The sequence below is a fragment of the Rhizobium sp. USDA 3886 genome, from assembly GCF_056279785.1.
Genome location: NZ_JBWCDC010000001.1, coordinates 494,885 through 517,131, shown reverse-complemented (window position 1 = coordinate 517,131; position 22,247 = coordinate 494,885). Strand labels below are relative to the sequence as shown.

The window sequence follows — 22,247 nt, the reverse complement described above, 5'->3', positions numbered from 1 at the left end:
TTTGTCTCTATGCGTTCGATCAGGCTAGGACGGCCAAGAGCAGCAAGGCGACGATATTGGTGATCTTGATGGCCGGATTGACGGCCGGACCTGCGGTATCCTTGTAAGGATCGCCGACCGTGTCGCCGGTGACGGAAGCCTTGTGTGCGTCCGAACCCTTCATGTGGCGGATGCCGTCCTTGTCGACGAAGCCGTCCTCGAAGGACTTCTTCGCGTTGTCCCATGCACCGCCGCCGGACGTCATCGAGATGGCGACGAACAGGCCGTTGATGATGACGCCGAGGAGCGATGCGCCGAGTGCGGCGAAGGCCGAGGCCTTGGAGCCGGAGACCAGCAGAACACCGAAGTAGACGACGATCGGCGCCAGGACCGGCAACAGCGAGGGGATGATCATCTCGCGGATTGCGGCCTTGGTCAGAAGGTCGACCGCCCTACCGTAGTCCGGCTTTTCCGTACCCTGCATGATGCCCGGCTTTTCCTTGAACTGACGGCGCACTTCCTCGACGATCGCGCCGGCGGCGCGGCCGACGGCCGTCATGGCGATACCACCGAAGAGGTAGGGGATGAGCCCACCGAAAATCAGTCCAGCCACCACATAGGGGTTGGAGAGATCGAATGAAATTTCCCCTATGCCGGCGAAGTAGGGAAACTTGTCGCCATTTGCCGCAAAATATTTGAGGTCATAGGAATAGGCCGCAAAGAGCACGAGAGCGCCAAGACCGGCAGAGCCGATCGCGTAGCCCTTGGTCACGGCCTTCGTCGTGTTGCCGACGGCGTCGAGCGCATCCGTCGATTTGCGGACTTCCGGCGGCAGATGGGACATTTCGGCAATGCCGCCGGCATTGTCAGTCACAGGACCGAAGGCATCGAGCGCGACGATCATCCCGGCAAGGCCGAGCATGGCGGTAACGGCGATGGCGGTGCCGAAGAGGCCGGCGAGCTGGTAGGTGCCGATAATGCCGCCGACGATGACGATCGCAGGCAGCGCCGTCGATTCCAGCGAAACCGCAAGGCCCTGGATGACGTTCGTGCCGTGGCCGGTCACGGATGCCTGGGCGATCGAATTGACCGGGCGCTTGTTGGTGCCGGTATAATATTCGGTGATGACGACAATGAGCGCCGTTACCAGGAGGCCGACGAGGCCGCAGAAGAAGAGATTGGTGCCCGTAATATCCGCACCGCCGGCCTGTCCGAGCGAACCCCAACCCACCGTCAACGATGTTGCGGCGCCGAGACCGATGATCGACAGGAGGCCGGTGACGACAAGGCCCTTATAGAGAGCGCCCATGATCGAGCCGTTGGTGCCGAGCTTGACGAAGAAGGTGCCGACGATCGACGTGAGGATGCAGGCGCCGCAGATTGCCAGCGGATAGATCATCGCCGATTGCAGGATCGGCGCGCCGGCAAAGAAGATCGAGGCGAGAACCATGGTGGCGACGACGGAGACGGCATAGGTCTCGAAAAGATCGGCAGCCATGCCAGCGCAGTCGCCGACATTGTCGCCGACGTTGTCCGCGATCGTCGCCGGATTGCGCGGATCGTCTTCCGGAATGCCTGCCTCGACCTTGCCGACGAGATCGCCGCCGACATCGGCACCCTTGGTAAAGATACCGCCGCCGAGACGGGCGAAGATCGAGATCAGCGAGGCACCGAAGCCGAGCGCGACAAGCGCATCGATGACTTCGCGCGCACCGCTTTCATGACCGAGCAAAATTGTGAGGATGAAATAATAGACGGATACGCCGAGCAGCGCCAAACCGGCGACCAGCATGCCGGTGATGGCTCCGGATTTGAAGGCGATATCGAGGCCGGCCGAGAGGCTGTGCGATGCGGCCTGCGCCGTGCGGACGTTGGCACGAACGGATACGTGCATGCCGATAAAGCCGGCGGCACCGGAAAGCACAGCGCCGATCAGAAAGCCGATGGCGGCCATGCCGGAGAGAAGCAGCCAGGCTGCAATGAAAACAACGATGCCGACGATCGCGATCGTCTTGTACTGGCGCATGAGATAGGCCTGCGCGCCTTCACGGATATAACCCGCGATTTCCTGCATGCGGCTGTTTCCCTGATCGGCGGCCAGCACCGAACGGGTTGCCCAGATGGCATAAACCACCGAGAGCAGACCGCATGCAATTACGCATAAAAGAATGATCATTTCGCTCTTTCCTCCAAAAGTGCCGGAGCACTCCTCCCTCCGGCCACGAACGCAGCCGAATCGTCTTCTCTCCACAGAAACGCTCTAGCTTTGCGTGCGGAGATTGCGGGGTGAGAAACAGGACGTCAAGACCGCAAGGGACGAAAACCCTTGCAGTGCAGCGTAAAGAGCGAAATGGTCCGATAGAGGACGGAAGGCTTACTTCTTCGTCTCGCCGCGCACCTGTTTGGCGATGCGGTCGAGAACGGCGTTGACGAGCTTCGGCTCGTCATCCTCAAAGAAGGCCTGGGCGATCTCGACATATTCCGTTACGATCACGGCTACCGGCACGTCCTTGCGGTCGAGAAGTTCAAAGACGCCAGCGCGCAGGATGGCCCGCACGGTGCTATCCAGGCGCGACAGCGCCCAGTCGTCCTGCAGGGCGGAGGCGATCAAAGGATCGAGACGAACCTGCTCGCGCACGACGCCCGAGACGATGGAGCGGAACCACGAGGCATCGGCCTTGAGATAGGTTTCGCCGTCGATTTCCTGGCCGAGGCGATGCGCCTCGTATTCGGCGACGATTTCCAAGACGCCGGTGCCGCCGATATCCATCTGGTAGAGCGCCTGAACGGCAGCCAGACGCGCAGCGCCGCGCTGGTTTGCAGTTTTCACCTGACGCTCCGGATTTTCATTGCTCATTCGTATGCACCCAATTTCTTCTTCAGCTCAATCATCGTGAGAGCTGCGCGAGCGGCAAATCCGCCCTTGTCCTTCTCCGAGCGGCGGGCGCGTGCCCAGGCCTGCTCATCGTCTTCGACCGTCAGGATGCCGTTGCCTATGGCAAGGGATTCGCTGACGGCGAGATCCATCAGTGCGCGCGAGGATTCGTTCGACACGATGTCGAAGTGATAGGTCTCGCCGCGGATGACCATGCCGAGCGCGACATAGCCGTCATAATGCGTGCCGCCATTGTCGGCGCCATCGAGGGCCATGGCAATCGCCGGCGGAATTTCCAAAGCGCCCGGAACGGTGACGACATCGTAGGTCGCGCCCGCTTCCTTGAGCGCAAAGGTGGTTCCTTCCAGAAGCGCGTCGGCCATGTCGTCGTAGAAGCGGGCTTCGACGATCAAAATATGGGGAGCGTTATCTCGCGCCATGCATCACCTTCGGTTTCTGAGGACTTGCCATTCGGCAGGCCGCGGTCAAAACATGCCTTTCGACGAATGGCAAGCAAATTCGGATCATGGCCGGAATGCAAATCCGGAAATCCCTGCAACAGGATATCAGAAATATACGCAGGCCGCTTACGATGCGCCTCGCAAGCACGTTGAAAACGGCAAATCGAGGGCAATCGGCATGAACAATTTGTAATGTTATTTCAGGTAGTTAGCTATTGATTTAGCGCCGCGGCCGACCCAACTCAAGAAGCGTAACGCCGACGATCCCCTGCGCGACAGCCGACCGTCATGGCAGATGAAAGGATACCATCATGAACCGCGTTGCCACAATCGCCATCGTTTCCGCCTTTTCCTCCCTCGCGCTCGCCGGCGCCAGCCGTGCGGAAAGCTTTGGCATGAACAGCCCATCGGGCATCGAACAGACGCTCCGCAATTTCCGGGGCAACGACTTCAACGTTGAGCATTTCTATAACTGGCGCGATGCAGGTCCCGAAGCTTATGGTCCGCGCTCCGCTCCGCCGCGCTCAGCACAGGATGTGCGGCAGATCCAGGCATCGATCGGCGCCAACAGGATGCTGACGCGCAAGCTCGCCAATGACGGTGTCAATGTCCGCAACGTCATCAATGCCGAAAAGGCGGCCGACGGCAGCATCACCTTCTACATCGACTGATGGGCATGAGGTGGCGCACGATTTGCGCCGCCTCTCCCCGACAATTCTGCTGGCGCCTATTGAAAACTATCCCGGATTAATGGTCTGTTCCCTCTACAAAAGGGAAGAAGACATGCCACGGGACATCAAACCGGTTCTCAACATTGCCGACCTGACACTGGATCAGTGGAAACAGGGCGCGCTCTACGAGAGCGCCGACACATCCTTCGGCCGCCTGCTCGGCCTTTCCAATCTCGGGATCAGCTACAACGAGGTGCCGCCCGGCAAGTCGGGCTGTCCGTTCCACAACCATCATGTCGAAGATGAGTTGTTCTTCGTGATCGAAGGAACAGGGGAATATCGCTTCGGAAGCGAACGCTATCCGATCAAGAAAGGCGACACGCTCGGCGCGCCCGCCGGGGGCAAGGAAACGGCGCATCAGATCCTCAACACCGGCAGCACGACTCTGATTTATCTCGGCATCTCCACGATGGCGAAGACTGAGATCGTCGAATACCCGGATTCCGGAAAATTCCTTGCCAAGACGAACCGTGACGGCACAAGATCCGGCCGCTTCGCCGTCATCGGACGCGAAGAGAGCAATCTTGACTATTGGGACGGGGAGCCCGGCGCGTAACGCGCAGTTTTTCAGAGAGCGATATTCATGATCGATATTCCGACCATCGAAACGGAGCGATTAATTCTGCGCCCGCACCGCCTCGATGATTTCGACGTCTATGTCGGTTTGTGGGCCGATGAAGACGTCGTCCGCTATATCAGCGGCGTGCCATCAACACGCGAACAGACATGGTCCCGCCTCATAAGGGCGAGCGGCATGTGGCATCATATGGGTTTCGGCTTTCTAATCATCGAAGAAAAGGAAAGCGGGCGGCTGATCGGCGAAGCGGGCTTCCATGAAGCCCGCCGCGACATGTTTCCCTCCATCGAGGAAACATTGGAAACCGGCTGGGTGTTGCTGCCTTCAGCACACGGACGGGGCTATGCGACTGAGGCGCTCGCGGCGCTGATCGCATGGGCCGACCGTCATATCCCCGGCAAGGAGATGACCTGCATTATCAGCCCTGACAACAAACCATCGCTACGCGTCGCGGAAAAGCTCGGCTTCCGTGAAGTGACACGCACCAATTATCACGGCGAAATCATTCTGTTTTCGCGGCAGGGAACTCAGCCAGCCTAGCCGCATAGCGCGCCATCGTGTCGACTTCGAAATTGACGAAGTCGCCCGCCTGGCGCTCGCCCCAGGTGGTGACCTCGAGCGTGTGGCGGATCAGCAGGACGTCGAAATCCGTTCCATTGACGGCATTGACCGTCAGCGACGTGCCATCGAGCGCGATCGAGCCCTTGGGCGCCACGAACTTTGCAAGATGCTCCGGCGCACGCAGGCGGAAGCGGGTCGCGTCACCCTCGGTGGTCACCGACAGGATTTCCGCCTTGCCGTCGACATGCCCGGAGACGATGTGGCCGCCGAGTTCATCGCCGATCTTCAGGGAGCGCTCGAGATTGACGCGGGTGCCTGATTTCCAGTTCGCGAGCGTCGTGAGCCTCAGCGCCTCTTCCCAGGCCTCCACCTCGAACCAGCGGCCGTTGCTGCCTTCGCCCGGCAGGCCGGTTACCGTGAGGCAAATGCCCGAGTGGGAAATCGACGCACCCATATCGATGGTCTTGGGGTCGTAATTAGTCGCGACGCGGAGCTTCACACCCTCGTTCATGGGCGAAATGGATTCGATCGTGCCGATATCGGTGACAATTCCGGTGAACATCAGGATTCTCTTTCGTATTCGTCCAGCCGGTCGTCGCCGAACATGAATGTGCCCTTGTGGACAAAACCGGATGGCATATCGGTCTTCGTCAAAGGCGATTCAATACCGCCTTCGCCGATGATCACCTGCCCCTGGTAAAGCTGGATGCGGTCGACGAGACCGACGTCGAGGAAAAGCCGCGCCGTCTTCGCGCCACCCTCGATGAGGAGCGAGGAGATGCCGCGCGAGGCGAGTGCAGGGAGCAGCACTTCGGGATGGTAAGGATTGCAGTAGAGGATTTCGACGCCTGCAGATTCCAGGGCTGAACGGCGGGTTTCGATTTCGAAGGTTTCGGCGAGTGGCTTACCCCCCTCTGCCCACGCCCGTCCAATCTCCCCCACAAGTCGGGAGATTGGACGGGCGTGGGCTGCCTGCCCTTCATTCTCGGTCACGGAGGTCGAACTATCGCCGTCGGATTTTCTGGAATTAGGATCGTGCTGCTCGCCAATCTCTCCCCTTGTGGGGGAGATGTCCGGCAGGACAGCGGGGGGGGCCTCGCTGGCAACCACGATGACCGGCACGTCTCGCGCCGACCTGACCAGCTTACTCGTGAGCGGCAAGTCAAGCCAAGGATCAAGCACGACCCGCACTGGCGACAGCGATTGCAAGCCCGGCGTGCGCACCGTCAGTTCCGGATCATCGGCGATCGCCGTGCCGATGCCGACCAGGATGGCGTCGGTTTTGGCGCGGAGCGCCTGAACCTGCGCGCGCGCAAGCGGGCCGGTGATGGCGATCTGTCCCTCGCCTTTGCGGCCGATCATGCCGTCGGCCGAAACGGCAAGCTTGACGGTCACATAGGGCCGGTTCTTCGCCTGCCGGGTGAGATAGCCGGCAAGCGAGCGAGCGCCTTCCTCCTCCAGCACGCCGGTGTCAACCTCAATACCGGCGTCGCGCAGCATGGCGATACCGCGGCCCGAAACGCGGGCATCAGGATCCGTAACACTGATAACAACGCGGGCGACACCAGAAGCGATCAGCGCTTCCGCGCAGGGCGGCGTCTTGCCGTGATGCGAGCAGGGTTCGAGCGTCACATAGGCGGTGGCGCCGTGGGCAAGATCGCCTGCCTCGGCAAGCGCCTGCGGCTCGGCATGCGGACGACCCCCAAGCGCGGTAACCGCACGCCCTACGATTTCGCCGTCTCTGACGATAACGCAGCCAACGGAGGGATTGGTCGAGGTCTGGCCGAGATGCAGAAGACCAAGACGGATTGCCTCGGCCATGAAACGCTCGTCCTGCGGCCCCGCGCTCATGGCTCAGGTCTCCAGCGTGTCGCGGCTGATCTTGGCGTTGATTTCGGAAATGACCTTTTCGAAATCCTCGGCATGCGAGAAATCCCGGTAGACGGACGCATAGCGGACGAAGCCGACGTCATCGAGGCTCTTGAGCGCTTCCAACACCTGAAGGCCGATGGCCTCGGAGCTGATCTCGACCTCGCCGGAGCTTTCGAGGCGGCGGACGATGCCGGAAACGGCCCTTTCGATGCGGTCGCGGTCGACCGGACGCTTGCGCAGCGCGATCTCGAAGGAGCGCACCAGCTTGTCGCGGTCGAAAGGCACCTTGCGGCCAGTCTTCTTGACGACCATCAGCTCGCGCAACTGCACGCGTTCGAAGGTCGTGAAGCGGCCGCCGCAATCGGGGCAGATACGCCTGCGGCGGATGGACGTATTGTCCTCCGCCGGGCGTGAATCCTTAACCTGGGTGTCTTCCGATCCGCAGAATGGGCAGCGCATGCGCTATCCTTAGCCGATGTAGTCGTACATTGGGAAGCGGCCGGTAAGGTCGACCACCTTGCCACGAACAGCTGCTTCGACTGCTGCGTTGCCTTCGTCGGAATTGGCGACCTTCAGGCCGTCGAGAACCTCAACGATGAGGTTACCGATTTCCTTGAATTCCGCTTCCTTGAAGCCGCGCGTCGTGCCTGCCGGAGCGCCGAGACGGACGCCGGAAGTGACGAAAGGCTTTTCCGGATCGAACGGAATGCCGTTCTTGTTGCAGGTGATGTAAGCGCGGCCGAGCGCTGCTTCGGCGCGCTTTCCGGTGGCGTTCTTCTTGCGGAGGTCGACGAGCATCAGGTGGTTGTCGGTGCCGCCGGAGACGACGTCGAGGCCGCCCGCCATTAGGGTCTCGGCAAGTGCCTTGGCGTTCTTGACGATCTGAGCGGCGTAGTCTTTGAATTCCGGCTGCAGCGCTTCGCCGAAGGCGACGGCCTTGGCGGCGATGATGTGCATCAGCGGACCGCCCTGCAGACCAGGGAAAACGGCCGAATTGAACTTCTTCGCCAGATCTTCGTCGTTCGTAAGGATGACGCCGCCGCGCGGGCCGCGGAGCGACTTGTGGGTCGTGGTCGTCGCGACGTGGCAGTGCGGGAACGGCGACGGATGCTGGCCACCGGCGACGAGGCCGGCAATATGGGCCATGTCGACCATGAGATAGGCACCGACCGAGTCGGCGATCTCGCGGAAACGCTTCCAGTCCCAGATACGGGAGTAAGCCGTACCGCCGGCGATGATCAGCTTCGGCTTGTGCTCTTCGGCCTTGCGGGCGACGTCGTCCATGTCGAGCAGGTTGTCGCCTTCGCGAACGCCGTAGGACACGACGTTGAACCACTTGCCGGACATGTTGACCGGCGAGCCGTGCGTCAGATGACCGCCCGAATTCAGGTCGAGGCCCATGAAGGTGTCGCCCGGCTGCAGCAGCGCCAGGAAGACCGCCTGGTTCATCTGCGAACCGGAGTTCGGCTGGACGTTGGCGAAGTTGACGCCGAAGAGCTTCTTGGCGCGTTCGATCGCCAGTTCCTCGGCGATATCGACAAACTGGCAGCCACCGTAATAGCGCTTTCCCGGATAACCTTCCGCATATTTGTTCGTCATGATGGAGCCCTGGGCTTCCAGCACCGCACGGGAAACGATGTTCTCCGATGCGATCAATTCGATCTCATGCCGCTGGCGGCCGAGCTCCTTTTCGATCGCGCCGAAGATATCCGGATCGGTGTCAGCAAGCGAACGATTGAAGAAGGTCTGCGTGGAAGCATTTGTCATGGGCGGGCTCCTCAACTGGAATGCGCGAAGGTTTAGCGTTCCACCCCGCCGAGAGCAATACGAAGAACGACATTTGCTGGGCAATCTACGCGCAACCTATGCGCCCAACTGAGTATCGTGGGATTTGGAGAGCTTAGTCCCTCACCCTGCGCCATTCCTGCGTGCGCCCTTTCAGCGACGTTGCATCCTTAGCGATGTGGCTGTTTCGCTGCGCTTCCCGCAATTTCCTCATCTCTGTGCTTGCCACAGAGATCCAGCCACGGCGGCCCTTGCCTGGGATTCAAGTCAAGAATGCCGCCTGCCCTCGCCCTCGACTGACTTGCGGCGTGGCCTCCACAACAAAAAGCCGCGCCCGAAGACGCGGCTTTCAGAAAGCTACAAGCATCAATTTTTTACTGAACCGGCTGCTCCATTCCAGCGGTCGTATCGAGCGCCAGTTCGGCGTTGCCGTCCATCTGGTAGATGTCGTCGCGGAACTGGACGAGGCCGTCGGGCATGCCCCAGGCGGAGATGTAGACGAAATAGACCGGAATTTCCTCGGCGAGCGTGATCGGCGTGTTGACGCGGCTCGCGATCACCTGCTCCATCTGCTGACGCGACCACGGCGGGGTGTCGCGCAGCAGCCAGGTCGTCAGGTCGCGGACGTTCTGGACGCGCACGCAACCGGACGACTCGAAGCGCATCAGCTTGTTGAACAGGCCCTGCTGCGGCGTGTCGTGCATGTACTCGCCGTTCTTGTTATGGAAATTAATCTTCGCCGAAGCCATGGCGTTAATCTTACCCGGATCCTGACGGAACATCAGGTTCGGCGCCTCGCCATTCCAGTCGATCGTTTCCGGGGCGACTTCGTTGCCCTTGCCGTCGATCAGACGAATGGCGTTCCTCTCGAGATAGGTCGGATCCTTGCGCATCAGCGGCATGATGTCCTTCTCGACGATCGAGCGCGGCGCAGTCCAATAGGGATTGAGGATGACCTCGTAGATCTTCGAATTGACGATATGCGTTGGACGGCTGATACGTCCGACGACGGCCGCATGACGCGTCGCCACGCTGCCGTCTTCGACCGCCTCGACATAGGCGGCCGGAATATTGACCATGACGTGGCGGCGGCCGAGATCTTCCGGGAAGGTCTGTAGCCGGACGAGGTTGGTGTTCAGCTGCTGCAGGCGCACGTCGACCGGAATGTTCATCGCCTTTAGCGTGAATTCGCCGATGACGCCGTCTGCGGGAAGGCCATGACGGGCCTGGAAGCGCTTGACCGCACCGTCGACATAGGAATCGAAGGCGGAAGACATGCCGGCTTCGCGCGGCAAGTCGCCGGTGATGGCGAGGCGCTGGCGCAGCGCCTGAACGGAAGGATCCGTCACGCCGAGCTGAAGACGCACGCCAGCAGGATTGACCTCAGGCCAACCGCCTGCGGACGCGATCTGCTGATACTCCGTGATCGCCAGCTGGATGCTCGGAACCGATTGCGGACTGAGGATCGGGGTATTGGAAACGGCGGCGTTCGCCGTGCGCGATGCGGCCTTGGCGTCGAACTGATCGTCCCAATCGCCGCGGCGGGGCGCGTTGATCAACGCATCGAGCGCGGACTGCGCGAAAGCCGGGGCGGCGATTGCGCTGGCGCCGACGGTTGCCGCAGACGCAAGAAAGGCGCGGCGCGAAAGAGCTTCAATTCGGTTTTTCTTCGACATAATCCCAACCACTGAATGCCGCAGCCTGATAAGGAAAACCGCGGGCTTTGCGATTCACTGCGCCACGGCGCAGATCACTACCATTCCGTTCTCCGGCGCATCACAAGTTTTCCGCGCCTGGCCATCACAAGATTGCGAGCCGGAAGCGCGGACGACTTTGAACTATTGTGTTAGAAAGCGCCGCTTTGCCGTGCATTTCCGCTGTCATACCAATATGGCCAATTCGTGTCGCCGACGTCCAATATGCCTACCATTGGTAGGGAGCGGCACGGACGAAACCATATCGATCCGTAAACGATGCTGGTTAATAACGGCTAAAAGACCGCCTGAATACAGGGCCGCTGCGCGCGGGCGCGATGCGTTGCAAAGATGACACGCTGGCTGCGAACGCGGCAAACCGGACGCGCAGGGACGCATCCGGTTTTCTTCGACCTTGGAGGAGGTCTCTTACCTTAGAGCCGATAAAGGATCTGGTCGTTCCAGAAGCGGTCGAGGCGCTGCAGGAGCTTGTTCATCTGGGTGAACTCGTCGGTGCCAATGCCGCCGACCTTGTCGATCGAAGTGATGTGGCGTTCGTAGAGCTTGGCCACCGTTTCGGCGATCTCCGTGCCGGTTTCCGTCAGGCTGATGCGGACGGAGCGGCGGTCGATGCGCGAACGCTGGTGGTTGATGAAGCCGAGATCGACCAGCTTCTTCACGTTGTAGGACACATTCGAGCCGAGATAGTAGCCACGCGAGCGCAGCTCGCCGGCGGTCAGCTCGGAATTGCCGATGTTGAAAAGGAGCAGGGCCTGGATGGCGTTGACGTCGCTGCGGCCCTGACGGTCGAACTCGTCCTTGATGACATCCAGAAGGCGGCGGTGAAGACGTTCGACAAGGTGAAGGGATTCCATGTAAAGATCACGGATGTCGTGGTCCTGCTGATCACGGAAGTTCGATACCGCCTGCGGCTTGATTTTCGTATTCATGATGACTGCCTCACTGTTTTGTTTGGCGGTGTTGGTTTTCTTCCCGCCTTGAGACAGACCTTATCGAATACAAATAAAATTCTACTTAAACTGCAGGCTTAACAGCACCTTACCAAAAACCCCGCGTTGTATCAGGGTAAATCAACGCTTACTTTGCGGCGTTGGCGGCGCTTCTCCAGCCAGAGCGCCAGGCGGAAAACCAGGTAGACGGCGGCAACCGCGCCATGCATCAGCAGGATGAGCCGGTTGGAGCCGAAGGTCTGCGGCAGCAGGCCGTACATCAGGATTTGACCGCCTGCGGCGAGCACCCAAACGACCGGCCCCCAGGATACCGTCAGCCAGAGGCCGAGCGACGCGACGGGGAAGAGAACGGCAAGGCTGGTGGCCGCAACCTTCCACGGCAGGCTCAGGAGATCGAAGCGCCCTGCTCCCACGAGCGAATAGCCGACGAGCATCGCCCAATACTGCAGGCCGAACCAGAAGCAGGAGATCGCGACCAGCCTCAAGAAGAGGATGAACAGGATGTCTATCAGCGTCCGCTTCGGCATCGTCGGAGAATCATTTTCCATGGCGCAGACTTTAGGGTTCCCGTTGCGGCTCCACCAGCGGCTTATCCGCCGCGGCCAATCGCCCGGTTTGGTTTTCCGGATCGTCATGATAATGAGCGGACCTATAAATGGAATGGCCAGGGACGAAAGACAATGCAGGACAGGACCCACCTCGTTGACGAGATCACCGGACACCGCCGCATGCGCCGCAACCGCAAGGCGGACTGGACGCGGCGCCTTGTGCAGGAAAACCGGCTGACGGTGGACGACCTGATATGGCCGGTCTTCATAGTCCCCGGTTCAGGCATCGTGCAACCGATTCCGGCCATGCCGGGCGTCAACCGCATCAGCGTCGACAAATTAGCGGAAGCCGCCCGGGAGGCGGCCGATCTCGGCGTCCCGGCGATCGCCACCTTCCCAAACATCGAGATGGCACTGCGCGACGAGACGGGCTCGAACAGCCTTCAGGCCAGCAATCTCATCAATCAGGCGACGATTGCCATCAAGAAGGCCGTCCCGAACATCGGCGTGATCACCGACGTGGCGCTCGATCCCTTTACCAGCCACGGCCATGACGGCATCCTGCGCGGCTCAGAAATCGTCAATGACGAGACCGTCGATCAGGTGGCGCGCGCTGCCGTCATGCAGGCTGATGCCGGTTCCGACATCATTGCCCCGTCGGAAATGATGGACGGCCGCATCGGAGCGATCCGCCGGGCACTCGATGCCGCCGGGCATCAGAATGTCGGGATCATGAGCTATGCGACCAAGTTCGCGTCCGCTTTCTATGGCCCCTACCGCGAGGCGATCTCGACCGGCAGCTTGCTGAAGGGCGACAAGAAGACCTATTACATCGATCCCGCCAATGGCACCGAGGCGATCCGCGATGCAGCGCTCGACGTTGAGGAGGGCGCGGATATGCTGATGGTCAAGCCTGGTCTTCCCTATCTCGATATCTGCTGGCGGATGAAGGAGGCTTTCGGCCTTCCGACCTTCGCCTATCAGGTTTCCGGCGAATATACGCAGATCAAGGCTGCGGCGATGAACGGCTGGATCGACGGCGAACGGGCGATGCTGGAAACGCTGCTCGCCTTCAAGCGCGCCGGCTGCGACGGGATCCTGACCTATTTCGCGATCGAGGTCGCCAGACTGCTGGCAAAGCGCTGATCTTCACGCATTGTTGTATCTCCGGCCACCGACACCATATCAGTGGCACCGATTTCCAAAGGAGACCGCAGATGAGCCTTAACCCGAACCCGCTTTATGCCGCACCGGAAGACTGGCGCGCCTATAGCGGCACGCTGAGCCGGCGGGTCTTTGCGTTCATTCTCGACTACATCATCGTGCTGCTGCTCTGCATTCCTGCCGCAGTCGTGCTGTTTTTCCTGTCGATTCTGACTCTCGGCCTCGGTTTCTTTCTCTATCCGGCGCTCTTCGTGCTGGTTGCCGGCCTCTATTTCGGCTTGACGGTCGGCGGGCCGAGTCAGGCATCGCCCGGCATGCGGGCGATGGGGATCGCAATCGTGCGCGTCGATGGCCGCCCGATGGATTTCCTCCTAGCGATCGCACACCTGGCGCTTTTCTGGATCCTGAACTCTGTGCTGACGCCGCTGATTCTGCTCGCCGGTCTGTTTACCGAGCGCAGCCGACTCATTCACGATCTGCTTGTGGGCACGGTCACGGTGCGAACCGCCTGATGCGGCGAAATAAAGCCCGCCGCCGGTCTTTGCCGACCAGCAGGTGGCGCCATATCAAAAAAGAATAGGAAAATGATAGCGCGGACAGACCGGCCGCGCTGTTGACGTTTTCTATTCTTAGGTCATGCTGTCATAATAAAACAATCAATGCGAAAGGACGTCTCTCCGGCAAATGAATACGCAGGCCTCGCCATCACCGCAGTTTTATCTGACGGCTCCGGCTGCATGTCCGTATTTGCCGCATGAGATGGAGCGTAAGGTCTTTACGCATCTTGTCGGTCCGCGCGCTGCCGAAATGAACGACATACTGACGCAAGGCGGTTTCCGCCGTTCGCAGAACATCGCCTACCGCCCAGCTTGCGAATCCTGCCGCGCCTGCGTCTCGGTGCGCATCCTCGCGCAGGAGTTCCAGCCGACGAAATCGATGAAACGGGTCCTCGCTCACAACGCAGATGTCATTGCGACCGAATTTTCGGCGCAGCCTTCCAGCGAGCAGTATTCACTCTTCCGCCGCTATCTCGACGACCGCCACCAGCAAGGTGGCATGTCCGACATGACCGTTCTCGACTATGCGATCATGGTGGAAGATACGCACGTAAACACCAAAATCATCGAATACCGCAAACGGGAAGAAGGCTCGGGTCTCGATGCCCGCCCGCGTGGCGAACTCCTGGCTGCCGCGTTGACCGACACGATGAGCGACGGCCTTTCCATGGTCTATTCCTATTTCAATCCGGAATATGACAGGCGCTCGCTCGGCACCTTCATGATCCTGGACCATGTGAAGCGCACCAAGGCGCTCGGCCTTCCGCATGTTTACCTCGGCTATTGGGTTCAGGGATCGCGCAAAATGGATTACAAGACGCGCTTCCAACCTCAGGAACACCTGACGCCACGCGGCTGGGAACGCTTCGATCCCTCCACCATGCCCGAAAGCACGCACGATTAAATGCCCCTCACCTGGATGCGTGCGGAAGCCGTGTTGGGCATGCGGCGTTTTTCTGCTGCGGAACGGCTACGAAATTGAAACGACAGACGCGCGTCTATACGAGTTCGTCCTCGCTGTTGCCGCCGGCGAGATAGACGAAGCAGGCGCGACGCGCTTTCTGCGTGATTTCTCCGTTCCCCTAGCTCGCTAGCCGGTCCGTCTGCTGCAGCACCCGTTCCAGGCCCTCCATAACGTGCATCCAGCCCTGGCGCGTCTTCTCTTCGAACGCCCCCCATTCGGCGCACATTTCGTGCGTCAGCGTTAGGCGGCTGCCGTCGCCCAGCGGCTCGATGTCGATTTCGACGCGATCGGGATTGTGGTCGTGCTCTTCAGCTGAGAAGCTAAAAACCATGTGTTTCGGCCTACGAAGTTCGAGGAAGATGCCGCAGTGGCACGCGTCGCCGGTCGGGCGTCGGTCGATGATCAGGAAGCGGCCGCCGACACGGGGATCGATTTCGGCGCGGACAACATGCCCCTGCTCCGTCGCAAAAAGAAAACGTTTGGCCATCTGCGGATTAAGCCATGCGTCATAGACGACGGAGGGCGGTACGTTGTAAGTGTGATCGACATGCAACTTGATAGTGTTGGCAGACATTGAGGCTCCTCCGTTTTAGGGCAGCGCTCGCGCACAAAGCCCACCGGCCATTCCGTCCGCCTTCGGAATGAACCCGTTCCCAATTTTTGATAACAGGAGGGAGATAGAGGACGCGACCCGCATGCCAAGAGCGGATCGCCAATTTGTCATCGCATTCAGCCCGAAAATTTGCCGCTGCGCGGGAAGCCCTTCGGAACGAGGCGGCCCGCGGACGCACGGTCAGCCAACCATTCAGCCAGTTCTTCCTTGTTTTTTGTGAAGGTACGGCCCGCGCTGTCTTCCCAAACAAGACCGTCAGCGATCGCGAAGCAACGAACGTCGGAAATGCCGCCATCCTTGTATCTCTGCAGGCGCACGCCCTTGCCGCGGGCCATTTCCGGCACCTGGGTCAGTGGGAAGACCAGCATCTTGCGGTTCTCACCGACGACGGCAACGTGATCACCGCTGACGGGCACGATGAGCTTGGTCTCGTCCGGCATCGCAACATTCATGATCTGCTTACCCTTGCGGGTATTGGCAACCATTTCGGATTCCGCCACGACAAAGCCGTTGCCGGCGGTCGAGACGATCATCTGCTTGCGCGCCGGATCATGGACGAAGGCCGTCAGCACGTCCTGATCATTTTCCATGTCGACCATGATTCGCAGCGGCTCGCCGTGACCGCGGCCGCCGGGCAGCTTGTCGCCGCCGAGCGTGAAAGCTTTGCCGCCGGTCGTGACGACAAGTATCTTGTCCGTCGTCTGTGCCGGAAAGGCTATCTTCAGCGCGTCGCCTTCCTTGAAGGTCAGGCTCGCCGTGTCCGCGATGTGGCCCTTCAGCGCACGTATCCAACCTTTTTCGGAAACGACGACGGTGATCGGTTCCTTCTCGATCATGGCGTGCTGAATGGCCTGCTCGTCGGCTTCGGGCGCCTCCGCGAACTGCGTGCGGCGGCGGCCTATTTCGGTCGCCTTGGCGAACTTCTTCTTCACCTCGCCGATTTCCCAGGCGACCGTCTGCCACTGCTTTTCCTCGGAGGCGAGCAACGCCTCGATGCCGGCCTTCTCTGTGGTGAGCTCGGCAAACTCGGTCCGGATTTCGAACTCTTCGAGCTTGCGCAAGGAGCGTAACCGCATGTTGAGGATCGCTTCGACCTGGTTGTCGGTCAGTCCCCAGCGGGCCACCATCACCGGCTTCGGCTCGTCCTCCTCGCGGATGATGCGGATCACCTCGTCGATGTTCAGGTAGGCGATCAACAGGCCGTCGAGGATTTCGAGGCGTCTGTCGATTGCGGCGAGGCGGAAGCGCGAACGGCGCTGCAGGACCTCGCGGCGGTGAGCCAGCCACTCCTTCAGCACCTCGTTCAGCGCCATGACGCGCGGAATGCGCCCCATGGAAAGAACATTCATGTTCAGCGGAAAGCGGTTCTCCAGCTCCGTCAGCTTGAACATCGATTCCATCAGGATCGTCGGATCGACGGTCCTGCTCTTCGGCATCAGCACGACGCGGACGTCTTCGGCGGATTCGTCGCGGATGTCTTCCAGCAGCGGCAGCTTGCGGGCAATCAGCAGCTCGGCGATCTTTTCGATCAGACGTGACTTCTGCACCTGGAAGGGGATTTCGGTGACGATAATCTGATAGCCGCCGCGTCCCAGATCCTCGATCTGCCATTTGGCGCGCACCCGGAAGCCGCCGCGGCCGGTGCGGTAGCTCTCAATGATGCTTTCGCGGTTGTCGATGATGATGCCGCCCGTCGGAAAGTCCGGTCCCGGAATGAATTCGACGAGCTTTTCGACAGTCGCATCCGGATGCTTGATGAGGTGCAGCGCTGCATCGCAAAGTTCATGGGCGTTGTGCGAAGGAATGGAGGTCGCCATGCCGACGGCGATGCCGGAGGAGCCGTTCGCGAGCAGGTTAGGAAAAGCGCCGGGCAGGACGACCGGCTCGGAATTGGATTCGTCGTAGGTGTCGCGGAAATCGACGGCATCCTGATCTATGCCTTCGAGCAGCAGCTCCGAGACTGCCGTCATCTTCGATTCGGTGTAGCGCATGGCGGCGGGACTGTCGCCATCGATGTTGCCGAAATTGCCCTGGCCGTTCACCAGCGTGTAGCGCTGCGAGAAATCCTGGGCCAGCCGGGCCAGTGCGTCGTAGATCGACTGGTCGCCGTGCGGGTGGAAGTTACCCATCACCTCGCCGACGATCTTGGCGCATTTCCTGAAGGCTGAGTTGGGTCTGAGCCCCATCTCGTTCATCGCATAGACGATGCGCCGATGGACCGGCTTCAGGCCATCGCGAACGTCCGGAAGCGCGCGGTGCATGATGGTCGAAAGCGCATAGGCCAAGTAACGCTCTTCGAGCGCGGCCTTCAGATCAACCGGGTGAATGCTGTCGTCGTCTCCGCCGGAGGGCGGCAAAATCTCTTGTCCCATAGGCTCTGCCTAGCCTAGAAGACGATTCACGGCAAGGAATCGAGGGCTTTGGCCTGTGGATGACGTCCCGGAACGACATGAATGGGTCATCATGCATCGCCACAAATTTGGACTTCGTTTGCTTTCCCCTTCAACAGAAATTTAGAACCCTGCAAATATAAACCGCGTTCGATCCGCAGTAATTCGCTGCAATTTGCAACCGCCACCAAAGGACTTACCGATGACTTTTTACCGGACAACCCGGCTGATGCTGTCTGGCGCCGCATTTCTGTCGCTCGCCGGCTCCGCAGTCGCCCTCGACGGGCAGGATTTTCTGAAAAAGTTGAATGCCGCCTACAGTACCCAAGGCGGAACGATCACTACCGATGGTGTCGACGTCAACGACACGACGGTGACGCTGAAGAACGCGAGCTTCAAGCCGACTGGCAGCGACGCCCTCAACATCGGCGACATCACGATGACCGGCGTCGAGGAAGACGAAGACGGCGGTTACTACATCGAGGAAGCAGCCTTCCCCGACATCAACGTGACCAAGGATGGCACGACGGTCAGCGCCTCCGAACTGACGCTCGGCGGCATCTCGATCCCGGCAGACGCCAGCGGCGACCGCCTCGATTCGATCCTGCTTTACGAAACCGCTCATGCCGGTCCGATAAAAGTGGTCAACGGCGGCAAGGAAGTCTTCTCGCTCGGCGAGACGGACATGAACCTGACGCTGCGCGAGGACGAATCCGGCTTCGACTTCGACGGCGCATTCAAGAGCATGAAGGCAGACCTCAGCGATACTCCGGACCCGCAGGCGAAGGAAGCGATCGAGAAGCTCGCCCTGCAGCACCTCAACGGCGACATCACCATGAAAGGCGCGTGGGACCTCGGCCCCGGTGCGATCGATATCTCCGAATTCGCCTTCGACGTCACGAATGTCGGCCGCCTGAACCTTGCCTTCAAGATTTCGGGATACACCCTGCCCTTCGTGAAGTCGCTGCAGGAGGCAACCAAGGCTTCCGAAACCAATCCCAACAAGGAAGAAGCGCAGCAGGCGCTCGGCCTCGCCATGCTCGGCCTCATGCAGCAGCTTTCGTTCAACGGTGCCGAAATCCGCTTCGATGACGCGTCGATCACGAAGCGCGCGCTGGAATATGCAGGCTCTAAGCAGAACATCTCGGCACAGCAGATGGCAGATGCGCTGAAGGCGATGGCGCCGATCGCGCTGGCGCAGCTCAACATCCCGGAACTGCAGAACGCGATTTCGGCAGCGGTCAACACCTATCTCGACGACCCGAATAGCTTCACCGTCAGCGCCGCGCCGCCTCAGCCGGTCCCCTTCCCGACCATCATGGGCGCTGCGATGGGCGCACCGAACACTTTGCCGAACGTGCTCGGTGTGAAGGTAACGGCGAACCAGTAAGCTGACGAAAAGGCCCGCCTTGTAAACTTGCCCCCGAAGTGGTCCAACTTTCGGGAGTAAGTTTACAAGGCGGGATTTTCTTTCTGCGTCGCTTGACCTCAACTTAACTTGAGGAACTAGACCGGTTGCCGTGACATCGAAAACCAAGGAGATGGTGATGAACGGCGCTTTTTATCGCGTGGACAAGTTTGCGGTGCCGGAGGCGGCACGCGAGGAGTTTCTGATCAATGTGCTGAAGACGCACGAGGTGCTGCAGGCCCAGGAAGGCTTCATTCGGCACACCGTTCTGGAGCAGGTTTCGGGACCGGGCGAATTCAATTTCGTGACGATCGCCGAGTGGGAAAGCGCTGAGGTCCTCGAGCGGGTGAAGGCCGCCGTCCAAGCGGCGCACCGGGCACGTAACTTCGATCCGCAGGCGCTTTTCGCACGGCTCGGCATTCGCGCCGACATCGCCAATTACAAGCCAGTTGCGGCGTAGGAGCATGGCATCGGCCCGACGGTCAACAAGCCTTAATGGGGCCTTAAGATCGCTACTCTACAACCTCTGGCGAGCCTCAGGGCTTTTCAGAGGTTGGATATGGACAGGGAACGCCACATCGCTAGCCTTGACGGTCTGCGTGGCATTGCTGCCGCAGGCGTGATTGTCGCGCACGTCAATCTGATGTTTCCCTCCGCCCTCTCCATGCCTATCCGCGATATCGGCAGCAATGCAGTAGGCCTATTTTTTGCACTGAGTGGCTTCCTGATGGCGTACATCTACGGCAATCGGCCGCTCAGTCCGAAAAGCTGTGCCGACTTTCTCGTAACTCGCTTCGCGCGCATCTATCCTGTTTATATTGCTGCAGTGCTGGCCATTGCGCTCCTGTCGCTCTTTCAGGACCTGAATTATTTCCAGCCGATCAACGGTATAGGTCAGGTACTCCGCCATATGGCACTAATGGGCTCTAGCGGGGTTTTCTGGTCGGTCCCGCCCGAGATTCAGTTTTATCTGCTTTTCCCATTAATATGGCTCTTTCTATCGAATCCTATTCGCTACCGGAATATCGCGATTGCCATCGCCACCTTCCTGGCGCTCGACGGACTACTCGGATTTCCCGGTAGCGGCATCATGCTGCCATCCAAGCTGCCGTTCTTTTTATTCGGCGTTGTCGCAGGTCGAATGCACCGGCGCATCGACAGACAAGGGCCAAACATCATAATTGGGATGCTTGCGCTGCTGTTACCGCTGTTCCTACTGGTTCGTCAGGGCGTCGCACCGCAATCCGCGAGCTCACTCTGGGATATGGCGACGGCTTTTGCGGCTGCGCTATCGGTCTTTCTGGTGGCACTTGAGCATCCGATCTCCGTAGTAGCCTTCGGCGCAGCTCCGTTACGCTTCGCCGGCAGAATCAGCTTCTCGCTCTATCTCTTCCACGCGCCTGCGCTCTTTCTCGTCGAGAAGACGCTCGGCGGTACCGCACCGTCGGATCTCGTTATCGCCGTCGGAGTAGCCACTGCCTTCGGGCTTGCTTGCGTGAGTTACTATGTGATCGAGGTACCGGCACGCCGCTTTCTCGTATCACGATGGAAACGGCATCGCGAAGACGCGAAATGGCTGGGGAAGCTCGATGCGGCTCAGGCGCCGGCCATTTTCTCCTCGCGGCGCACGAGAATGTAGAAACGTGCGCAGAGCATGATGGCAGCCGCCGCAAGGCCGACGAGGAAGCCGAACCAGATGCCGACGCCGCCGAAGCCCATCGGGAAAGCGAAGAACCAGGCAAGGAAGAAGCCGATCGGCCAATAGGCGATCAGCGCCATGATCATCGGCACGCGCGCATCCTTGAGGCCGCGCAGCAAACCGCTGGCAACCGCCTGCATGCCGTCGACAAGTTGGAAAAGGCCGGCGACGACGATCAGCGGGCCGGCATAGGCAAGCACTTGCGAAGCCTCGGGACGACTGACGTCGAGGAACCAGCGCGCCAGGAACTCCGGCATGACCGCAAACAGGATACCCCCGATACCCGAGATCGCCGCCGCGATGATCAGCACCGCGATCGAGGCGCGAACCAGAGCGGAATGATCCCCTTGCCCGTGCGCAATGCCAACGCGGACGGTTGCGGCCTGCGAGAGGCCGAGTGGGATCATGAAGGCGATCGACGCCCATTGGAGCGCAATGCCATGTGCCGCAAGCTCGATCGTGCCGATATAACCCATCAGCAGCGAGGCAACCGTAAAGAGGCTGACCTCCGCAAGAATGGTCACGCTGATCGGCAGACCGAGACGAACGACATCCCAAAGCGCGTGCCAGTCCGGCCGCCACAAGCGCACCAGGATTTCATAGCGCCGTGTCTCCTCCCTCATCTGCACATAGGCGAGGATGAAGATAAAGCCCGCGGTCTGCACCGCGACCGAGACGATCGCAGCGCCCTGAAGGCCCATTGCCGGAAAACCGAAATGGCCGAGGATGAGGGCGTAGGCGAAGATCGCGTTCATCACCAGCATGGCAATGGTCACGTTCAGGACGACGGCAGCCTTGCCGATCGCGCTGACGAGCGCCCGCACGACGTTATAGAGCAGCCCCGGCAGCACGCCGAAATGGCCGATCAGGATATAGCCGTGCGCAAGCTTTGCCACTTCCGGCTTCTGGCCAGCGACGAGCAATATCTCCTCGGCATAGAAAAAGGCCGGCTGCATGACGAGCCAATAGACGGTGACCATCCAAAGGCCCATGCGCATCGAGCGGCGAACTGTGACGATATCGCCCCGGCCGTAAGCCTGCGCTACCATCGGAATAACCGCGATGGCAAAGCCCGAACCAAAAATCAGGATCGTGAACAGAAACTGTGCCGAAAGGACCATGGCAGCGAGATTCTCAGCGCCGAGGCGGCCGACGATCATCACGTCCGTCGTGTTGATGCCAAGCTGGGCAAGCTGTGCGCCCATGAACGGAATGCCGAGCGCCAGCGTGGCGCGGAAATGCGCACCCCAACGATTGTCAGTTTGCGGCGCAAGCCTGTGCACGTCGATCGGCGCGTCCATCAGAGCCATTCCCGTTTGGTTGAATCACTTTGGGCCGCATTTCGCGGCAAAGTAATATCGGGCCTTAGATCAAAGCCCCGCAAAGAGCCACCCCAAA

General features: G+C 60.1%; 22 protein-coding genes and 1 pseudogene. 10 read left to right on the top strand and 13 right to left on the bottom strand.

Features of this window, described 5'->3' with window-relative positions; genetic code table 11:
- Nucleotides 1-19 precede the first annotated feature (19 nt).
- The 3 genes from ACZ9BX_RS02590 to ribH form a co-directional block, all read right to left on the bottom strand.
- Nucleotides 20-2,155 carry a sodium-translocating pyrophosphatase gene (locus tag ACZ9BX_RS02590; protein WP_476215546.1) on the bottom strand — a complete coding sequence of 712 codons (2,136 nt, stop codon included), beginning with the start codon at nucleotides 2,153-2,155 and terminating at the stop codon, nucleotides 20-22.
- A gap of 198 nt (nucleotides 2,156-2,353) precedes the next feature.
- Nucleotides 2,354-2,836 carry a transcription antitermination factor NusB gene (gene nusB, locus ACZ9BX_RS02585; protein ID WP_027508484.1) on the bottom strand — a complete coding sequence of 161 codons (483 nt, stop codon included), beginning with the start codon at nucleotides 2,834-2,836 and terminating at the stop codon, nucleotides 2,354-2,356.
- Nucleotides 2,833-3,294, bottom strand: coding sequence for a 6,7-dimethyl-8-ribityllumazine synthase (ribH, locus tag ACZ9BX_RS02580; RefSeq protein ID WP_476215544.1), 462 nt, complete (start codon nucleotides 3,292-3,294; stop codon nucleotides 2,833-2,835). The genes nusB and ribH overlap by 4 nt, the downstream gene beginning before the upstream one ends.
- Nucleotides 3,295-3,626: 332 nt before the next feature.
- On the opposite strand from ribH, the gene ACZ9BX_RS02575 reads away from it, so the two are divergent.
- The 3 genes from ACZ9BX_RS02575 to ACZ9BX_RS02565 all read left to right on the top strand — a co-directional run bounded on the left by ACZ9BX_RS02575 (nucleotide 3,627) and on the right by ACZ9BX_RS02565 (nucleotide 5,163).
- Nucleotides 3,627-3,986, top strand: coding sequence for a hypothetical protein (locus ACZ9BX_RS02575; RefSeq protein WP_027508482.1), 360 nt, complete (start codon nucleotides 3,627-3,629; stop codon nucleotides 3,984-3,986).
- A gap of 112 nt (nucleotides 3,987-4,098) precedes the next feature.
- A complete protein-coding gene (locus ACZ9BX_RS02570) occupies nucleotides 4,099-4,602 on the top strand; it encodes a cupin domain-containing protein (protein ID WP_476215542.1) in 504 nt (167 codons plus the stop codon).
- A gap of 27 nt (nucleotides 4,603-4,629) precedes the next feature.
- Nucleotides 4,630-5,163, top strand: a complete 534-nt coding sequence (locus ACZ9BX_RS02565; RefSeq protein WP_132561506.1) for a GNAT family N-acetyltransferase — start codon at nucleotides 4,630-4,632, stop codon at nucleotides 5,161-5,163.
- On the opposite strand, the gene ACZ9BX_RS02560 is transcribed toward ACZ9BX_RS02565, so the two are convergent.
- The 7 genes from ACZ9BX_RS02560 to ACZ9BX_RS02530 form a co-directional block, all read right to left on the bottom strand.
- On the bottom strand, nucleotides 5,126-5,746 hold the full coding sequence (locus ACZ9BX_RS02560) for a riboflavin synthase (RefSeq protein ID WP_476215539.1): 621 nt from the start codon (nucleotides 5,744-5,746) through the stop codon (nucleotides 5,126-5,128). The two genes, ACZ9BX_RS02565 and ACZ9BX_RS02560, sit on opposite strands and share 38 nt — an antisense overlap.
- The gene (gene ribD / locus ACZ9BX_RS02555) at nucleotides 5,746-7,035 is read right to left on the bottom strand and encodes a bifunctional diaminohydroxyphosphoribosylaminopyrimidine deaminase/5-amino-6-(5-phosphoribosylamino)uracil reductase RibD (RefSeq protein WP_476215537.1); all 1,290 of its coding nucleotides are present in this window, start codon (nucleotides 7,033-7,035) and stop codon (nucleotides 5,746-5,748) included. Before ribD ends, ACZ9BX_RS02560 begins: the two co-directional genes overlap by 1 nt.
- A gap of 3 nt (nucleotides 7,036-7,038) precedes the next feature.
- The gene (nrdR, locus tag ACZ9BX_RS02550) at nucleotides 7,039-7,515 is read right to left on the bottom strand and encodes a transcriptional regulator NrdR (RefSeq protein WP_022714748.1); all 477 of its coding nucleotides are present in this window, start codon (nucleotides 7,513-7,515) and stop codon (nucleotides 7,039-7,041) included.
- Nucleotides 7,516-7,524: 9 nt separating this feature from the next.
- On the bottom strand, nucleotides 7,525-8,823 hold the full coding sequence (gene glyA, locus ACZ9BX_RS02545; RefSeq protein ID WP_476215535.1) for a serine hydroxymethyltransferase: 1,299 nt from the start codon (nucleotides 8,821-8,823) through the stop codon (nucleotides 7,525-7,527).
- A 392-nt stretch (nucleotides 8,824-9,215) separates the two neighbouring features.
- Entirely contained in the window at nucleotides 9,216-10,517 is a 1,302-nt protein-coding gene (locus ACZ9BX_RS02540) for a L,D-transpeptidase family protein (RefSeq protein ID WP_476215534.1), read from the bottom strand.
- A 452-nt stretch (nucleotides 10,518-10,969) separates the two neighbouring features.
- Nucleotides 10,970-11,485: a transcriptional regulator LdtR gene (ldtR, locus tag ACZ9BX_RS02535; RefSeq protein WP_027508475.1), complete on the bottom strand. Its 516-nt coding sequence runs from the start codon at nucleotides 11,483-11,485 to the stop codon at nucleotides 10,970-10,972.
- A gap of 131 nt (nucleotides 11,486-11,616) precedes the next feature.
- The gene (locus ACZ9BX_RS02530; RefSeq protein ID WP_027508474.1) at nucleotides 11,617-12,054 is read right to left on the bottom strand and encodes a DUF6163 family protein; all 438 of its coding nucleotides are present in this window, start codon (nucleotides 12,052-12,054) and stop codon (nucleotides 11,617-11,619) included.
- 132 nt (nucleotides 12,055-12,186) lie between these two features.
- On the opposite strand from ACZ9BX_RS02530, the gene hemB reads away from it, so the two are divergent.
- The 4 genes and pseudogenes from hemB to ACZ9BX_RS02510 form a co-directional block, all read left to right on the top strand.
- The gene (hemB, locus tag ACZ9BX_RS02525; RefSeq protein WP_476215531.1) at nucleotides 12,187-13,200 is read left to right on the top strand and encodes a porphobilinogen synthase; all 1,014 of its coding nucleotides are present in this window, start codon (nucleotides 12,187-12,189) and stop codon (nucleotides 13,198-13,200) included.
- Nucleotides 13,201-13,271: 71 nt separating this feature from the next.
- Entirely contained in the window at nucleotides 13,272-13,730 is a 459-nt protein-coding gene (locus ACZ9BX_RS02520; RefSeq protein WP_027508472.1) for an RDD family protein, read from the top strand.
- A gap of 172 nt (nucleotides 13,731-13,902) precedes the next feature.
- Nucleotides 13,903-14,679 (top strand): arginyltransferase, encoded by a 777-nt coding sequence (locus ACZ9BX_RS02515; protein ID WP_027508471.1) that lies wholly within the window; start codon nucleotides 13,903-13,905, stop codon nucleotides 14,677-14,679.
- A gap of 43 nt (nucleotides 14,680-14,722) precedes the next feature.
- Nucleotides 14,723-14,869 (top strand): annotated as a pseudogene (locus tag ACZ9BX_RS02510) (type II toxin-antitoxin system death-on-curing family toxin); the annotation flags it as partial.
- Here ACZ9BX_RS02510 and ACZ9BX_RS02505 read toward each other — a convergent pair.
- Nucleotides 14,858-15,313 (bottom strand): SRPBCC family protein, encoded by a 456-nt coding sequence (locus ACZ9BX_RS02505; RefSeq protein WP_476215528.1) that lies wholly within the window; start codon nucleotides 15,311-15,313, stop codon nucleotides 14,858-14,860. The pseudogene ACZ9BX_RS02510 and the gene ACZ9BX_RS02505 overlap by 12 nt on opposite strands.
- Nucleotides 15,314-15,468: 155 nt before the next feature.
- The gene (gene parC, locus ACZ9BX_RS02500; protein WP_476215526.1) at nucleotides 15,469-17,724 is read right to left on the bottom strand and encodes a DNA topoisomerase IV subunit A; all 2,256 of its coding nucleotides are present in this window, start codon (nucleotides 17,722-17,724) and stop codon (nucleotides 15,469-15,471) included.
- 220 nt (nucleotides 17,725-17,944) lie between these two features.
- Between parC and ACZ9BX_RS02495 the strand changes: the two genes are divergently transcribed.
- The 3 genes from ACZ9BX_RS02495 to ACZ9BX_RS02485 all read left to right on the top strand — a co-directional run bounded on the left by ACZ9BX_RS02495 (nucleotide 17,945) and on the right by ACZ9BX_RS02485 (nucleotide 20,789).
- A complete protein-coding gene (locus ACZ9BX_RS02495; protein WP_476215524.1) occupies nucleotides 17,945-19,132 on the top strand; it encodes a hypothetical protein in 1,188 nt (395 codons plus the stop codon).
- A gap of 157 nt (nucleotides 19,133-19,289) precedes the next feature.
- On the top strand, nucleotides 19,290-19,610 hold the full coding sequence (locus ACZ9BX_RS02490; protein WP_086994487.1) for an antibiotic biosynthesis monooxygenase family protein: 321 nt from the start codon (nucleotides 19,290-19,292) through the stop codon (nucleotides 19,608-19,610).
- Between the two features lie 99 nt (nucleotides 19,611-19,709).
- Nucleotides 19,710-20,789: an acyltransferase family protein gene (locus ACZ9BX_RS02485; protein WP_476215522.1), complete on the top strand. Its 1,080-nt coding sequence runs from the start codon at nucleotides 19,710-19,712 to the stop codon at nucleotides 20,787-20,789.
- Here the strand turns inward: ACZ9BX_RS02485 and ACZ9BX_RS02480 are convergent.
- On the bottom strand, nucleotides 20,747-22,150 hold the full coding sequence (locus ACZ9BX_RS02480; RefSeq protein ID WP_476215520.1) for an MATE family efflux transporter: 1,404 nt from the start codon (nucleotides 22,148-22,150) through the stop codon (nucleotides 20,747-20,749). The two genes, ACZ9BX_RS02485 and ACZ9BX_RS02480, sit on opposite strands and share 43 nt — an antisense overlap.
- Between the last annotated feature and the right edge of the window lie 97 nt (nucleotides 22,151-22,247).